A 14962-nucleotide genomic window follows, 5' to 3' on the forward strand; every position below is an offset into this window, starting at 1 on the left:
TTGCCGAAAGTCGGCGCTGACACTGTGGTGTCGTGCGCGTTGCCATCGTCGCCGAATCGTTCCTGCCGGAAGTCAATGGTGTCAGCAACTCGGTGATCCGGGTGCTGGAGCATTTGCGCCGGACCGGCCACGAAGCCCTCGTCATCGCCCCGGACACCCCTCCCGGTGGCGTCCCGGCGGATCGCATCTACGACGGGATCCGGGTGCATCGGGTGCCCTCGCGCATGTTCCCCAAGGTGACCACGCTGCCGCTGGGCGTGCCCACGCCGCGGATGGTGAGCGTGCTGCGCGGATTCGACCCGCACGTCGTGCATCTGGCCTCGCCCGCCCTGCTGGGCTACGGCGGGGTGAAGGCGGCGCGCTGGTTGGGTGTGCCGACGGTGGCGGTGTACCAAACGGACGTCCCGGGTTTCGCGGCGAGCTACGGCATTCCGATGACGGCGCGGGCCGCGTGGGCGTGGTTCCGCCACCTGCACAGCCTGGCCGACCGTACCCTGGCGCCGTCCAGTGTGACGATGGAATCGCTCGTGGCACATCGCTTTCCGAGGGTGCACCGGTGGGCTCGCGGGGTGGACGTGCTGCGGTTCGCCCCGTCCGGGCGTGACGAGGCGCTGCGACGCGGGTGGTCGCCGCATGGCAAGCCGATCGTCGGCTTCGTGGGCCGGCTGGCGCCCGAGAAGCACGTCGAGCGGCTGGTTCCGTTGGCGGCGCGCGACGACGTGCAACTGGTCATCGTCGGCGACGGCGTCGACCGCAAGAAGTTGCAGAAGGCCATGCCGACAGCGGTTTTCACGGGTGCGTTGTACGGCGACGAACTCGCCGCGGCGTACGCCAGCATGGACGTCTTCGTGCATCCCGGCGAGCACGAGACGTTTTGCCAAGTCGTGCAGGAAGCGCTGGCGTCGGGGTTGCCGGTCATCGCCCCCGACGCCGGCGGCCCACGCGACCTCGTCACGCCGTGGCGCACCGGTTTGTTACTGGGCGTCGACGAGTTCGAGGCGAAGTTGCCGGCCGCCGTCACCCATCTGATCGACCAACGACAGCGCTACGCACTGGCCGCGCGGCGCAGCGTGCTCGGCCGCAGCTGGCCGGTCATCTGCGACGAGCTGCTCGGCCACTACGAGGCGGTGCTCTCCCCGTTCACCCGCCGGCGGATGTTCGCCAAGCGGTACGCACAGGGCGAGTGAACCGGCGGTCAGCCCTGCGCGAGCTCCGCGACGGGCTGCCACTCCGCCCAGGTGCGGAGCCGGCTCTCGTAGTCTGCCTTGGCCGTCTCCAGCGGAGACGAGCCGAAAAACACTCGCAGCGGCGGCTTCTCGGCGTCGACCACCCGCAGCAGGCGCGGCCGCTGAGGCCTCCGGATTTCCCGGGCTGGCCCACCGCCTGCTGCGCTCGGCCTGCACGGCGGCGCGAACGTCGTCGTATGCCGGCAGCGGATCGGCGTGCCTCGCCGAGTCCCCGGCCCAGTCGGTGTCGAAGCCGCCCGGCTCGATCAGCGTGACGTGCACGCCGAACGGGGCGACCTCCTGCGCCAGCGCCTGCGAAAACCCTTCCAGCGCCCACTTCGACGCGTGATACATGCCGACCAACGGGAACGCCGTGATGCCCCCGATCGAGGACACCTGGATGATGTGCCCGCTGCCCTGCTCGCGCAGGTACGGCAGCGCGGCCTGGGTGATCCACAGCGCCCCAAAGACATTCGTCTCGATCTGATCGCGCGCCTCTTGCTGGGAGAGTTCCTCGATGAACCCGAACTGGCCGTAGCCCGCGTTGTTCACGACAATGTCGAGACGCCCGAAGTGGTCGCGCGCCTGCTTGACCGCGGCGAAGTCCGCGTTCCGGTCGGTGACGTCCAGCCGGATGGGCAACAGGGCGTCGCCGTAGCGCTCGGCCAGGTCGTCCAGCGATGCCGTGTTGCGTGCCGTCGCAGCGACCCTGTCGCCGCGCTCCAGCGCCGCTGCGGCCCACGCCCGTCCGAAGCCCCGCGATGTACCGGTGATAAACCAAACTTTTTCAGGCACCCGTGTTGCAACGCCGATCCCGCCACCTAATTCCCTCCCGGGTAGCGTCTTCGTCATGAGTCGCGCGGCGTTGGACAAGGACCCCCGGGACGTCGCGTCGATGTTCGACGGCGTCGCCCGCCGCTACGACCTGACCAACACCGTGCTGTCGCTCGGCCAGGACCGCTTCTGGCGGAGGGCGACCCGGTCGGCGTTGACGATCGGACCCGGCCACAAGGTGCTGGACCTGGCCGCGGGCACCGCGGTGTCCACGGTCGAGTTGCAGAAGTCGGGGGCGTGGTGTGTGGCGGCCGATTTCTCGGTCGGGATGCTGGCGGCCGGTGCCGCGCGCAACGTGCCCAAGGTCGGGGCCGACGCCACCCGGCTGCCGTTCGGGGACGGCGTATTCGACGCTGTCACAATTAGTTTCGGGCTGCGCAACGTGGTCAACCCGCAGGCGGCGCTGCGCGAGATGGCGCGGGTCACCCGCCCGGGTGGCCGATTGGTGGTCTGCGAGTTCTCCACGCCCACCAACGCGCTGTTCGCCACCGCCTACAAGGAGTATTTGATGCGGGCGCTGCCGCGGGTGGCGCGCGCGGTGTCCAGCAACCCCGACGCCTACGTCTACCTGGCGGAATCGATCAGGGCGTGGCCCGACCAGGAGGGGCTGGCGCGCGACATCTCGCGGGCCGGATGGGCCGCGGTGCGGTGGCGCAACCTGACCGGCGGCATCGTCGCCCTACACGCGGGATACAAGCCCCTGCGCTGAGAACGAGCTAGTGGGTGCCGGCCCGCTGCACGAAGCCGATCTGGTCGGGGCAGTAGTGGTCCACCGCCGCGCCCAGGAACTGGAACGCCTGGCCCTGAGTGGTGCCGCGCGGCAGGTTGCGCTGAATGAAAGTGGCCGACTTATAGGGGTCGCCGTCCACGCCCTTGCCGATCCGGTCGCAGGTGATCTTGCCCATCCACGCCAGCTGGTCCTGCGGCTGGTAGATGCCGAAGCCGTTGACGGTGTTCTTGAATGAGACGTCACCGTCGTTGGACGGCGGCGGCGAGGCGAGCGCGGGCGCGGCCAGCGCGACGGCGGCGGCGGCCAGGCCGCCGATAGTAGCCAGCTTCGTTCCCTTCATTAGCCGGACTATACACCGCCCGCCTTAACCGCGTGGAAAATCACCGGCGGCCACATTCGGGACGCGGTGCGGGTTTCGCAGGTCAACGACGGTGAGCGGGCAGCTCAGCTGAACGGCTCCCGGCGATCGAGCAGCCGGGACAGCCGTCCGCCGCCCCGCCAGGCGCGCGCCACCCAGTCGGCGTCCTCGTCGCTGACCAGGTTGGCCATCACCCGCACGGCGATGGTCATCAGCCTCGGGGAGCGCATCGCGATCGGGCCCGTCGCCGGGAGGAACCGCTGAAAGGTCAGCAGCAAGGCCAGCCTGCGGGCGACCGAGAACCCCCGGCCGTAGTGCTCCTGCAGCAGCGACGGCCACACTTGCGAAAGGTCTTGAGACAGGCCACAGCAGTCCAGCAGCTCGGCGGCCAGCCGCCCGGTTTCCATCCCGTAGTCGATGCCCTCGCCGTTCAACGGGTTGACGCACGCCGCGGCGTCGCCGATCAGCATCCAGTTCGGCCCGGCCACCCCGGACACCGCGCCGCCCATCGGCAGCAGCGCCGAGGCCACCGCCCGCGGCGGCCCGTCGAAGCCCCACTCGTCGCGGCGCAGGTCGGTGTAGTAGTTGATCAGCGGCCGCAACGCCAGGTCGGCGGGCCGTTTCGTCGTCGACAAGGCCCCGACCCCGATGTTCACCTCGCCGTTGCCGAGCGGGAAGATCCAGCCGTAGCCCGGCAGCACTTTGTCCGTGGAGCCGTCGGGTCCGCGCAGCTCCAGGTGCGACGTCAGCCACGGGTCGTCGGCGCGCGGGCTGGCCAGGTACCCGCGGGCGGCGACGCCGTACACCGTCTCCTGGTGCCAGCGCCGGCCCAGCTTGCGGCCCAGCGACGACCGGGCCCCGTCGGCCACGATCAGTCGGCGGCAACCCACCTCTGTGCCGTCGGCCAAGACCAGTGACACCACTCGTCCCGACGAGTCATGTTGCACCGCAACGGCTTTGGTGCCCAACATCATCCGCGCGCCGGACTCCTCGGCGACCTTGCGGATCCGGTCGTCCAACTCCAGGCGGGCCACCGCGCTGCCGGTCGACGGGAACGAGGGGCCCGGCCAGCCGACTTCCACCTCGCCGCCGAACCCGCTCATCCGCAGGCCCCGGTGCCGGACGCGGCTGTCCAGCCAATCGCCCAGGCCGAGGCGCTCGCACTCGGTGACCGCGCGCGGGGTCAGCCCGTCACCGCACGCCTTGTCGCGGGGGAAGCTGGCGGAGTCGATGACCAGCACGTCGTTGCCCGCGCGCGCGGCCCACGCGGCGGCCGCCGAACCGGCCGGTCCGGCGCCGACGACCACCAGGTCGGCTTTGGTCTCCACGCTCACCAGTATGTTGGTCGGGTGAGTACTCCGGCGACGGTGGTGGCGGGCGTCGACTTCGGTGACCCCGGGTTCGCCGCGACGGTGCGCGACGGCGTCGGGCGGATCGAGCAGCTCATGGACACCGAGTTGTGCAGCGCCGACGAGGTGATGACCGACTCGCTGACGCACCTGTTCAAGGCCGGCGGCAAGCGGTTCCGCCCGCTGTTCACCGTGCTGTCCGCCCAGATCGGGCCGAACCCCGACGCGCACGAGGTGACCATCGCCGGTGCGGTGATCGAGCTGGTGCACCTGGCGACGCTCTACCACGACGACGTGATGGACGAGGCGGAGGTACGCCGCGGCGCGCCCACCGCCAACGTGCGCTGGGGGAACAACGTCGCGATCCTGGCCGGGGACTACCTGTTCGCCACCGCCTCGCGGCTGGTCTCGCTACTAGGGCCGGAGGCGGTGCGGCTGATCGCCGAGACGTTCGCCCAGCTGGTGACGGGGCAGATGCGCGAGACGCGCGGGCTGACGGGGGCGGCCGAGGGCGCCGACCCCGTCGAGCACTACCTGAAGGTGGTGTACGAGAAGACCGCCTGCCTGATCGCCGCGGCCGGCCGGTTCGGCGCCATGTTCTCGGGCGCCGACGCCGAGCAGGTCGAGCGGCTGAGCCGGCTCGGCGGCATCGTGGGCACCGCCTTCCAGATCTCCGACGACATCATCGACATCGACAGCGACTCGCACGAGTCCGGCAAGCTGCCCGGCACCGACATCCGCGAGGGCGTGCACACCCTGCCGATGCTCTACGCGCTGCGCGAACCCGGCCCCGCCGCGGCGCGGCTGGCCGAACTGCTGGCCGGACCCACCGACGACGACGACGCGGTGGCCGAGGCGCTCGCGCTGCTGCGGGCCTCCCCGGGCATGGCGCGGGCCAAGCAGACGCTGGCGGAATGCGCGGCGCAGGCGCGCGACGAGCTGGCCCTGTTGCCCGACCTCCCCGGCCGCCGCGCGCTGCAGACGCTGGTCGACTACACGATCAGCCGGCACGGCTAGCGCGTCGCTGGAACCCGGAAGGTCATCTCGCGCGTTCAATTGACAGCAGTCAAGCAACGAACGGGCTCTAGGAGGGCACCGATGACCTGGCATCCCCATGCCAACAGGGCCAAGACCTTCTTCCTGCTGGTCGGAATGTCCGCGTTGATCGTGTTTGTCGGATCGCTGTTCGGCAGGACGGCCATGTTCCTCGCGGTGCTGTTCGCCGTCGGGATGAACATCTACACGTACTACAACAGCGACAAGCTCGCGCTGCGGGCGATGCACGCCCAACCCGTGTCCGAGCTGCAGGCGCCGATGATGTACCGGATCGTGCGCGAGCTGGCCACCGCCGCGCACCAGCCGATGCCGCGGCTGTACATCAGCGACACCAACGCGCCCAATGCCTTCGCGACCGGCCGCAACCCGCGCAACGCCGCCGTGTGCTGCACCACCGGCATCTTGGGGATCCTCAACGAGCGTGAGCTGCGCGCGGTGCTGGGTCACGAGCTCTCCCACGTCTACAACCGCGACATCCTGATCTCGTGCATCGCCGGCGCGATGGCGTCGATCATCACCGCCCTGTCGTACATGGCGATGTTCTTCGGCGGCAACCGCGACGACGAGGGCAATCCCGCTGCGCTGCTGCTGGTTTCGCTGCTGGGCCCGATCGCCGCCACCGTGGTGCGGCTGGCGGTGTCCCGGTCGCGGGAGTACCAGGCCGACGAGTCGGGCGCGGTGTTGACGGGTGATCCGCTGGCCCTGGCGTCGGCGCTGCGCAAGATCTCGGGCGGTGTCCAGGCCGCCCCGTTGCCGCCCGAGCCGCAGCTGGCCAGCCAGGCGCACCTGATGATCGCCAACCCGTTCCGCGCGGGCGAGCGAATCGGGTCGCTGTTCTCGACGCACCCGCCGATCGAGGACCGCATCCGCCGGCTGGAGGCGATGGCACGCGGTTAGGCGATGTGATATCGCCCGCGCTATCAAATTCGCGGGCGTTCATATGCTTCCGGAGCCGGCGTCTCCCCAAGGATGACCGCGCCGCCGATTTTGATAGCGCCCGCGCTATCAAATCGCGGGGTGCCGGCTTCCCCCGGGTCGCCCCCACCCTGGGGATGAGTGACTCCCGTTTTTGATAGCACCCGTGCTATCAAATCCCGCGTGGACCGATACACCTATCGCGCCCAGTGGTTACCCGACTACGGCGATTACCTGGGCGTGTGTGTCGAATTGCCCTACATGAGACGGGAAGCGCCGACCGCCCCGGAGGCGGTGGCCGCCGTCGAGGAGGCCGTCGAGGAGCATGTGGCGGGCCTGCGCGCCGCCGGCGAGGACGTCCCCACCTCGTTCTCCGAACGCCGCTACAGCGGCAAATTCCTGGTCAGGACGTCGCCGGAGCTACATGCCCGGCTGGCGCTGGAGGCCACCGAGCAGGGGGTGCCGATGAACCAGTGGATCGTGCAGAAGCTCAGCGGCCGGGCGCCCAGCAGCACCTTCGGTCTCTCGGGGTTCGATTAGCCGATCACGCGGCCGCTTCGGGTCTTTCGGCTTCGACGGACTCGCGCACCGTCTGGCGGGCGGCATGGCCCGTCTCGAGCCTTCCCCGGATGCGGACCGTGCCGCCGTTGGCCTCGTGCTGGCGCTGCCAGTCGCTGATGGCCTGGTGCGCCGCGTGATCCAGGTAGTGCACCGAAACATCCACCGTGGCAACGGTTCCGGCGGGGATGGACGAGAGCACACGCGTCAACCGGGGGAGCGCGAGGAACGTGCACGCCGCGCCCTCGATCGTCACGTGCCACTCGCCGTCGACGGACAGCGCCTCGACCTTGGCCCTGATCACCCGCCAACCGGTCAGCGCGATGGCCAGCGCCAGTCCGATCAACACCCCGTGCAGCAGGTTGAGGAAGACGACGCTGACGGCGGTCACGACGTACACGGCCAGATCGCCGTGCTTCATCGCGGTCTCGATGTGGGCCGGCTTGAGCAGCTGAACGCCGATCACGATGAGCAGCCCCGCGAGCGCGGCGGTGGGGATCTCGTCGACCAGGCCGGCGAACGGGATGGTGAACAGCAGGATCCACACGCCGTGTAGGCAGGCCGAGGCGCGCGATTTCGCGCCGGCGTTGACATTCGTCGAGCTGCGGACGATGACCCCGGTGATCGGGAGCCCGCCGACGGTGCCCGACACGATGTTGGCGGCGCCCTGCCCGACCAACTCGCGGTTGAACTCGGTGCGGGGCCCGTTGTGCATGCGGTCGACCGACACCGCCGACAGCAGGCTCTCGACGCTGGCGATGAGCGCGACGGTGATCACCCCGATCGCGACCGCACCCCAGTTGCCGTGCGGAACGTCGGGCAGCTGCAACGCGTCCAGCGGTGACCCCTCGAGGTCGATCCGGCGCACGTGGAACGGAAAAACGACCGACACCACCGTGGCGGCCACTATCGCGACCAACGGCCCCGGAACGCGGCGCACCTTGGCCGGGACCCATCGCCACGCCACGAGGATGGCGATCACCAATACGCCGATGATGACCCCGGGCCGGTGCGCGGCGACGATCTGGCCCGGCAGCCCGATGAGGTTGTGCCAGGCGGTGCTCTTGGACTTTCCGCCCAGCAGCACGTGCGCCTGCTGCAGGGCGATCGTGATGCCGATGCCGGCCAGCATGGCGTGCACCACCACCGGTGAGATGGCCAATGCCGCCCGCGCGACGCGGCTGAGCCCCAGCAGCACCTGCAGGACGCCCGCGGCCACGGTGATCAAACACGTGATACCCCAACCGAAGTCGGACACCAAGTCGGCGACCACTACCGTCAGTCCGGCCGCGGGGCCGCTGACTTGCAGTGGCGACCCGCCGATGGCGCCGACCACGATCCCGCCGACGATCGCGGCGACGAGCCCGGCGAGCACCGGGGCGTTGGAAGCGATCGCGATCCCCAACGACAATGGGAGCGCGACCAGGAAGACCACCAGCGACGCGGGCAGATCGTGCCGGACGATCGATTGCAACCGGTCCCTGCGCGATTCGTTGCCCCGGTGGTGAGGTTGATTGCCGAGCTCTTCGATGTTCTGCACGGTCGCGTCCCTCGTTAGGCGTTTGCGGGGGATGCTCCGATACCCGCCCCTGCTGCGCTGTATTACGTCGGCGTAAACTCTTGGCGCACAAACGGTTACGACCCGGCCAGACCCACACGATCATGACCGGGAACCCCTGGCTGCCTATCGACCGTATTTTGCTGGCAAACCCCGGTCAAGCGGACGGGCGCGGCCCATATGGAATGCAAAGATTTGAATTCTGCGCCGGCGGAAGCCCGGCTCAGAACCCCGAGCCGTAGACCTCGTGCCCGGGCACCTCGACCATCAGGCCGCGGTAGGCGTCCTCGACGGTCGAACCGTGGTTGATCACCGCATCGACTTCGCGGGCGATCGGCATGTTGAGTCCGAACTCGTTGGCGAACTCCATGATCACGCTGGCGGCTTTGACGCCCTCGGCGACCTGGTTCATCGAGCCGATGATCTCGTCGATCGGCTTGCCGGCGCCCAGTTGCTCGCCCACGTGGCGGTTGCGGCTGCGCTGGCTGGTGCACGTCACGATGAGGTCGCCGAGGCCGGCCAGGCCGGGGAAGGTATCGGGGTTGCCGCCCATGGCCACGCCGAGTTTCGTCATCTCGCGCAGCGCGCGGGCGATCACCAGGGCACGGGTGTTCTCCCCGATGCCCAGCGAGTAGCCCATCCCGACCGAGATGGCATAGACGTTCTTCAGCGCCCCGGCCATCTCCACCCCGATCACGTCGTCGGTGGTGTACACGCGGAAGCGCCGGGTGCGGAACAGTCCGGACAGCCGGGTCGCCAGATGCTGGTCGGGCATGGCCAGTACCGCCGCCGCGGCGTAGCCCTCGCCGACCTCGCGGGCGATGTTCGGCCCCGCCAGGATGCCCGCCGGATGGCCCGGCAGTATCTCCTCGATGATCTGCGACATCCGCATGTTGGTGCCCTGCTCGAGCCCCTTGACCAGTGACACCACCGGCACCCACGGCCGCAGTTCCTTCGCCAGCTCGGTCAGCACGCCCCGGAACCCGTGGGAGGGCACGCCCATCACCACGACATCGGCGCAGCTGGCCGCCTCGGCGAAGTCGGTGGTGGCGCGCAGGGTGTCGCTCAGCACCGCCTCGTTGCCGAGGTAGCGGCTGTTGCGGTGGTTCTCGTTGATGTCCTTCGCGGTCTCCTCCGAGCGCACCCACTGCAGCGTCGGTCCGCGGCGCGCGCAGATGGACGCCACCGTGGTTCCCCAGGAACCGCCACCGAGGACAACGACGTTGGGTTCGCGCGTCTGCACTGCCATGGCGATCAGCGTATTGCCGACACCTCAGATTTAGTAGCAGTTCACGAACTTCGGGGGCGGCCGGATCGCGCTCAGCCCGCCAGGGGCGTCCGGTTGGACGCCCGGCCGAACACCATCGCCTCCTCGATGCGGTCGAAGCGGTAGTCGATGGCGTCGGCGAGGTAGTTCTGTCGCACGTTCCACGGCCGCTTGGTGCCCGACTTCGGCAGCGCGTGCACCGACCGCAGCACGTATCCGGCGTTGATGTCCCAGGACGGCTTCTCGGTCATCGGCTCGTTGCCGCGGTGCGGGTAGGCGTGGGTGTAACCGTGAGCGCCCATGTGCGCCAGCAGCTTTGCGGTGGCCCGGGCGGTGATGTCGGCGCGCAGCGTCCAGGATGCGTTGGTGTAGCCGACGCACCAGAACAGGTTGGGCACGTCCTCGAGCATGTGCGCCTTGTAGACGAAGCGGTCGTTGGTCTTGATCTCGGTGCCGTCCAGGCTGATCGCGGTCCCGCCCAGCGCCTGCAGCTGCAGGCCGGTGGCGGTGACGATGATGTCGGCGTCGAGGTGTCCGCCGGATTTCAGCGCGATGCCGCCTGTGTCGAAATGGTCGATGTGATCGGTGACCACCTCGGCGCGGCCGGCGGCGATGGCGTTGTACAGGTCCGCGTCCGGGATCAGGCACATCCGCTGGTCCCACGGGTTGTAGCGCGGCTTGAAGTGGGTGTCGACGTCGTAGCCCTCGGGCAGGCTGCTGATCGCCTTGCGCCGCAACAGCCACCGCACCAGCCCCGGCGCCTTGCGGGACAGGGCGAAGAACACCGCCTCGGTCAGCGCGCTGTACATCCGGACAACGAGGTGAGCGGGCTTGCGCGGCAGCACTTTACGCGCGACGGCGGCGACCTTGCCGTACTTGGACGCCGAGATGAGATACGTCGGCGACCGCTGCAACATGGTCACTTTGGCGGCCCGGTCCGACAGCGACGGGAGCAGCGTGACCGCGGTGGCCCCGCTGCCGATCACCACCACCCTCTTGCCGGTGTAGTCGAGGTCTTCCGGCCAGTGCTGGGGATGCACCACGACCCCGCCGAACGATTCGATGCCCGGGAAGTCGGGGGTGTACCCCTCGTCGTAGTTGTAGTAACCGCTGCCGAAGAACAGGAACCGGCCGCGGTAGAGCCGCTGCGCGCCGTCCTGCTCGACGGTGATCGTCCAGGTGTCGGTGGACGAATCCCAGTCGGCCGAGCGGACGTAGCTGTTGAACCGGATGTGGCGATCGATGCCGTACTTGCGCGCCGTGGCGACCAGGTACTCGCGGATGTGGACGCCGTCGGCGACGCCTTCCTTTCGGGTCCACGGCTCGAATGGGAAGGACAGCGTGAAGATGCTGCTGTCCGAACGCACGCCGGGGTAGCGGAACAGGTCCCACGTGCCGCCGATCTGCGCGCGCCGCTCCAGGATGGTGTAGGACAGCCCCGGGTTGCGCTCGCTGATCCGGTAGGCCGCGTCGATGCCGGAGATGCCGGCGCCGACGATGATGACGTCGGAGTAGTCGGCCTCGCTAGGGGTCATCGTGAACCTCGCTCACATTGTGGGACTGGTCACTACATTAGGCACCCGCCGGTTGGCCGGGCCAGTAATCGTCAGGACGGCTCCAGCAACACGTCGACGTGCAGCGGCGCGCAGCGGTCGATCAGCCAGAGCTGGTCGGCGGGGCCGGCGAAGATGCGCGCATGCGACGGGTCCTGGGCGAGGGCTTTCGTGCACCGGTCGCCGAAGAAGACGTAGGCCTTCGCGTCGTTGCAGTGCCGCGACATCCACACCAGCCCGTCCAGCCCGGCCCCGTGCGCCGCCTCGGCCCAGCGCACCGTGGACGCGTAGCTCGACGCCGGGCTCGCGGTGAGGTCGGCGGCTAGCGGTAGTTGACGAACTGCAGCGCGACGTCCACGTCGGCCTGCTTGAGCATCGCGATGACCGCCTGCAGGTCGTCGCGCTTCTTGCTGGTCACGCGGATCTCGTCGCCCTGGATCTGCGTTTTGACGCCCTTGGGCCCGTCGTCGCGGATCAGCTTGGTGATCTTCTTGGCGTGCTCGCTGTCGATGCCCTGCTTGAGCGTGCCGCTGACCTTGTAGGCCTTGCCCGACGCCTGCGGTTCGCCGGCGTCGAACGCCTTCATCGAGATGTCGCGGCGGATCAGCTTCTCCTTGAAGACGTCGACGGCCGCCTTGACGCGCTCCTCGGTCGACGACTTCAGCTCGATGGCCTCGTCGCCCTTCCACGCGATCGTGGTGTCGGTGCCGCGGAAGTCGAAGCGGGTGGCCAACTCCTTGGCGGCCTGGTTGAGTGCGTTGTCGACCTCCTGGCGCTCGACTTTGCTGACAATGTCGAACGATGAGTCCGCCATGCGATCCGTCCCTTCATCCCGTGATGGCCGTTTGTGCTTTGTCTACCCCCTCGTTGTAACCTGTCTGGCGGCAGGTTGCCCGAGCGGCCAATGGGAGCGGACTGTAAATCCGTCGCGAAAGCTTCACAGGTTCGAATCCTGTACCTGCCACCAAGGTTCGTTACGGCGCGAGCGTCGGCGCTCCGCCCCCGCGGGTTTACCCTTGGAGGATGTCCTCTGACGCCGACCGCGCGGCCGCCGCACGTCGTGCGGAGCTTGCCCGACGGCAAGCCGAACTCGACTCCGGCGGACCGATCAGTCCTCAGGACGCGGAACGCGCCGCCCAGCACGCGGATGAGGCGCACGTGCGGGCGGCCGCGGCCCATCGTGCCGCCGCGGAGGCGCACGAGCGGTCGGCCGACGTGCATGAGGAAGCGGCCACGGTTCACGAACGCGCGCTCGCCGCGGACGTCGGGGATGCCGCCGCGCATCAGCAAGCCGCCCGGGAACACCGCGACGCCGCCGGGCACGATCGATCGGCGGCCCACGACGATGAGGCCCGCGCCGAGGAGGAATGACTCTCGGCGTGTTTAACGCCCCGAATGGGCGGATATCAAATGCCCGTAACAGCTACCAGCTCGTGTTACGGGGAACGGGATGCAGGACTTCGACCACGCCGCGGCGCTCCGCCACGTCGAGGAGGCCTTCCAGCGGGCGAAGGCCGCCAAATTGGCCGCGGCAGAAGCGCACCGCAGAGCGGTTCACGTCGTGGAGCGGGCCGCCGAAACCATGCGCCGGGCCGTTCGGCGACAGCGTGCGTCGTTGCTCTGCATCGAGGGCGGCACGGAACTTCAACGTGCGGAAGCCTCACCCGCGCAAGCGTTGCGGTGACGACGCTGTCGCCTCGTCGGCGCTTCTCACGTCGCGCCCGGCGCCCGCCGAGACGGTCGCGGCCTCGCCGCGGGCCAGGCCCACGGTCGAGACGATCACCAAGGCCGCCGCCACCGCCAGCACCACCCAATCGAAGCCGTGGGCGTCCAGCGTCTCGCCGAGCACGGTGATCCCGAGGATCGCGCCCACGATGGGCTTGGCGGCGATGATCGTCGGCAACGAGGCGGTCAAAGCGCCTGCGCGGTAAGCCGATTGGTGGAAGATCATCCCGGCCGCCCCGCAGAACACCCAGCCGTACAGCTCGGGCCTGGTCCACAACTGTTCGGGGTTGTGTTCGATGATGTCGACGACGCCCTTCATCAGCACCGCGAACGCCGCCAGCAACGAGCCGGCGACCGCCGCGAGCAACAGCGCAGCCACCGGGCGGTCCGACCAGATCCGTGCGCCGAGCAACCCGAGCAGCAGCAGCGGGCCCATCGCGATGGCCACGATCAGCCACACGTGGGCCGCGGCGCGCTGCTGGCCGCCGGTCGGGTCGCCGACCGCGATGACGACCACCAGCGCCGCGGTCAGCAACACCGCCCACACCCACTCCGCGCGGGTGACCGGGTGGCGGCTCATCCGCGCGTAGATCGGCAGGGCGAACAGCAGCGCGGTCACCTGCAGGGACATCACCAACAGCACCGAGCCCTTGTCCAGGGCGGCGGCCAGCAATATGTAGCTGGCGATGTCGCCGAGACCGCCCATCCACCAACGGGTGTCGCGGAGCAGCATGCCGAAGAGCGCCAGGTGGCCGACCGGCTTGTCGGTGACCTCCTGCGCGGATCGCTGGCGGACCACGTTGCCGATCGCCGACGCGAACGCGGCGCACAGTGCGAGCACCGCCGCCATATCAGCGCTCGACATGGGTGACCTCCTCGCGCCGCAAACGCGTCACTGACTTCTCACCAATCTAGTCGGGCGCCGGCAAACCGCCCGCCCAGCGTGGTTCAGAGGGGGAACGTGGTGCCGGTGAGCCGCTCGGAAAGGTGCCACAGCGCCGTGGCGGTGCCCGCCCGCTTGGCCGGCCAGTTACGCCAGGTCGGCTGGGTGCGGCCGTACAGGCCGAAGCGCGGGCCGACGAAGGTGTCGCCGGGGAGATCCTGCGACACCGCGTACAGCGTCTGCCGTGCACCGAAGTCGGCGTCGGTGGACACGATGCGGTCGACGGCCAACACCGCAGCGTCGCCGAGCCGGCGGCCGGAGTTGCCCTGCAGGTTCGTGTGCGACCAGCCGGGGTGGGCGGCGAGCGCGCGCAGGGGGGAGCCGGCGGCGTCGAGGCGCCGCTGCAGTTCGCTGGTGAACAGCAGGTTGGCCAGCTTGGACTGGCTGTAGGCCAGCCATGCCGAGTACGGGCGCGACCGCCAGTTCAGGTCTTTGAGGCTGATGTAGCCGAAGTGGTGCATCAGCGACGACACGGTCACCACCCGGTCGGTCAGCCTGGGCAGCAGCAGGTTGGTCAACGCGAAGTGGCCGAGGTGGTTGGTGCCGATCTGACCCTCGAAGCCGTCGGGGGTCACCGCGTGCTTCGTGGCCATGATGCCGGCATTGTTGACCAGAACGTCGACCGCGGTCATCTCGTCGGCGAAGCGCCGCACCGAGCCCAGGTCCTGCAGGTCGAGCTGGCGCACCTCGACGTCGCCGGGCATCCGTTCGGCGGCGGCCTTGCCCTTCTCCGTGTCGCGCACGGCCAGCACGACGCGGGCGCCGACGCGGGCCAATTCGCGGGCGGTGACCTCGCCCAGTCCGGCGTTGGCCCCGGTGATCACGACGGTGCGTCCGGCGAAGGAGGGCAGGTCTGCTGCGGTCCAACCAGGCATGCAGCCCACCCTAAC

At 69.2% G+C, this 14962-nt stretch carries 15 protein-coding genes, 1 tRNA gene and 2 pseudogenes; 7 read left to right on the plus strand and 11 right to left on the minus strand.

Features of this window, described 5'->3' with window-relative positions:
- Positions 1 to 32 precede the first annotated feature (32 nt).
- On the plus strand, positions 33 to 1187 hold the full coding sequence (locus tag HMPREF0591_RS06765) for a glycosyltransferase family 4 protein (RefSeq protein ID WP_007167718.1): 1155 nt from the start codon (positions 33 to 35) through the stop codon (positions 1185 to 1187).
- Between the two features lie 8 nt (positions 1188 to 1195).
- On the opposite strand, the pseudogene HMPREF0591_RS30750 reads toward HMPREF0591_RS06765, so the two are convergent.
- Positions 1196 to 2021, minus strand: a pseudogene (locus tag HMPREF0591_RS30750) (SDR family oxidoreductase).
- Between the two features lie 55 nt (positions 2022 to 2076).
- On the opposite strand from HMPREF0591_RS30750, the gene HMPREF0591_RS06775 reads away from it, so the two are divergent.
- The gene (locus HMPREF0591_RS06775; protein WP_007167721.1) at positions 2077 to 2769 is read left to right on the plus strand and encodes a demethylmenaquinone methyltransferase; all 693 of its coding nucleotides are present in this window, start codon (positions 2077 to 2079) and stop codon (positions 2767 to 2769) included.
- 7 nt (positions 2770 to 2776) lie between these two features.
- On the opposite strand, the gene HMPREF0591_RS06780 is transcribed toward HMPREF0591_RS06775, so the two are convergent.
- On the minus strand, positions 2777 to 3130 hold the full coding sequence (locus tag HMPREF0591_RS06780; RefSeq protein WP_007167722.1) for a DUF732 domain-containing protein: 354 nt from the start codon (positions 3128 to 3130) through the stop codon (positions 2777 to 2779).
- A gap of 104 nt (positions 3131 to 3234) precedes the next feature.
- Positions 3235 to 4482 carry a menaquinone reductase gene (gene menJ / locus HMPREF0591_RS06785; protein WP_007167723.1) on the minus strand — a complete coding sequence of 416 codons (1248 nt, stop codon included), beginning with the start codon at positions 4480 to 4482 and terminating at the stop codon, positions 3235 to 3237.
- 15 nt (positions 4483 to 4497) lie between these two features.
- Here menJ and grcC1 point away from each other — a divergent pair, with 15 nt between their 5' ends.
- The 3 genes from grcC1 (at position 4498) to HMPREF0591_RS06800 (ending at position 7008) form a co-directional block, all read left to right on the plus strand.
- Positions 4498 to 5514, plus strand: coding sequence for a nonaprenyl/(2E,6E)-farnesyl/geranylgeranyl diphosphat synthase (gene grcC1 / locus HMPREF0591_RS06790; RefSeq protein WP_040621307.1), 1017 nt, complete (start codon positions 4498 to 4500; stop codon positions 5512 to 5514).
- An 81-nt stretch (positions 5515 to 5595) separates the two neighbouring features.
- The gene (gene htpX, locus HMPREF0591_RS06795) at positions 5596 to 6450 is read left to right on the plus strand and encodes a zinc metalloprotease HtpX (protein WP_007167725.1); all 855 of its coding nucleotides are present in this window, start codon (positions 5596 to 5598) and stop codon (positions 6448 to 6450) included.
- A 201-nt stretch (positions 6451 to 6651) separates the two neighbouring features.
- A complete protein-coding gene (locus HMPREF0591_RS06800) occupies positions 6652 to 7008 on the plus strand; it encodes a type II toxin-antitoxin system HicB family antitoxin (protein WP_007167726.1) in 357 nt (118 codons plus the stop codon).
- Between the two features lie 4 nt (positions 7009 to 7012).
- Here the strand turns inward: HMPREF0591_RS06800 and HMPREF0591_RS06805 are convergent, their stop codons facing one another.
- The 5 genes and pseudogenes from HMPREF0591_RS06805 to HMPREF0591_RS33730 form a co-directional block, all read right to left on the minus strand.
- Positions 7013 to 8566, minus strand: coding sequence for a SulP family inorganic anion transporter (locus HMPREF0591_RS06805; RefSeq protein ID WP_007167727.1), 1554 nt, complete (start codon positions 8564 to 8566; stop codon positions 7013 to 7015).
- A 241-nt stretch (positions 8567 to 8807) separates the two neighbouring features.
- The gene (locus HMPREF0591_RS06810; RefSeq protein ID WP_007167728.1) at positions 8808 to 9833 is read right to left on the minus strand and encodes an NAD(P)H-dependent glycerol-3-phosphate dehydrogenase; all 1026 of its coding nucleotides are present in this window, start codon (positions 9831 to 9833) and stop codon (positions 8808 to 8810) included.
- Positions 9834 to 9904: 71 nt separating this feature from the next.
- Complete coding sequence (locus HMPREF0591_RS06815) at positions 9905 to 11386, minus strand: flavin-containing monooxygenase (RefSeq protein WP_007167729.1); 1482 nt, start codon at positions 11384 to 11386, stop codon at positions 9905 to 9907.
- Positions 11387 to 11457: 71 nt separating this feature from the next.
- Positions 11458 to 11694 (minus strand): annotated as a pseudogene (locus HMPREF0591_RS33725) (RES domain-containing protein); the annotation flags it as partial.
- 32 nt (positions 11695 to 11726) lie between these two features.
- A complete protein-coding gene (locus HMPREF0591_RS33730; RefSeq protein ID WP_007167731.1) occupies positions 11727 to 12218 on the minus strand; it encodes a YajQ family cyclic di-GMP-binding protein in 492 nt (163 codons plus the stop codon).
- Positions 12219 to 12287: 69 nt separating this feature from the next.
- Between HMPREF0591_RS33730 and HMPREF0591_RS06830 the strand changes: the two genes are divergently transcribed.
- Positions 12288 to 12371: transfer RNA gene (locus tag HMPREF0591_RS06830), tRNA-Tyr, on the plus strand.
- A 56-nt stretch (positions 12372 to 12427) separates the two neighbouring features.
- On the plus strand, positions 12428 to 12775 hold the full coding sequence (locus HMPREF0591_RS06835) for a hypothetical protein (protein ID WP_007167732.1): 348 nt from the start codon (positions 12428 to 12430) through the stop codon (positions 12773 to 12775).
- A 52-nt stretch (positions 12776 to 12827) separates the two neighbouring features.
- Here HMPREF0591_RS06835 and HMPREF0591_RS32195 read toward each other — a convergent pair whose 3' ends face one another.
- The 3 genes from HMPREF0591_RS32195 to HMPREF0591_RS06850 all read right to left on the minus strand — a co-directional run bounded on the left by HMPREF0591_RS32195 (position 12828) and on the right by HMPREF0591_RS06850 (position 14947).
- On the minus strand, positions 12828 to 13052 hold the full coding sequence (locus tag HMPREF0591_RS32195; protein ID WP_157137480.1) for a hypothetical protein: 225 nt from the start codon (positions 13050 to 13052) through the stop codon (positions 12828 to 12830).
- A 12-nt stretch (positions 13053 to 13064) separates the two neighbouring features.
- Entirely contained in the window at positions 13065 to 13994 is a 930-nt protein-coding gene (locus HMPREF0591_RS06845; protein WP_007167734.1) for a DMT family transporter, read from the minus strand.
- Between the two features lie 83 nt (positions 13995 to 14077).
- Positions 14078 to 14947, minus strand: coding sequence for an oxidoreductase (locus HMPREF0591_RS06850; RefSeq protein ID WP_007167735.1), 870 nt, complete (start codon positions 14945 to 14947; stop codon positions 14078 to 14080).
- Positions 14948 to 14962 lie beyond the last annotated feature (15 nt).

This window comes from Mycobacterium parascrofulaceum ATCC BAA-614, assembly GCF_000164135.1.
GTDB lineage: Bacteria > Actinomycetota > Actinomycetes > Mycobacteriales > Mycobacteriaceae > Mycobacterium > Mycobacterium parascrofulaceum.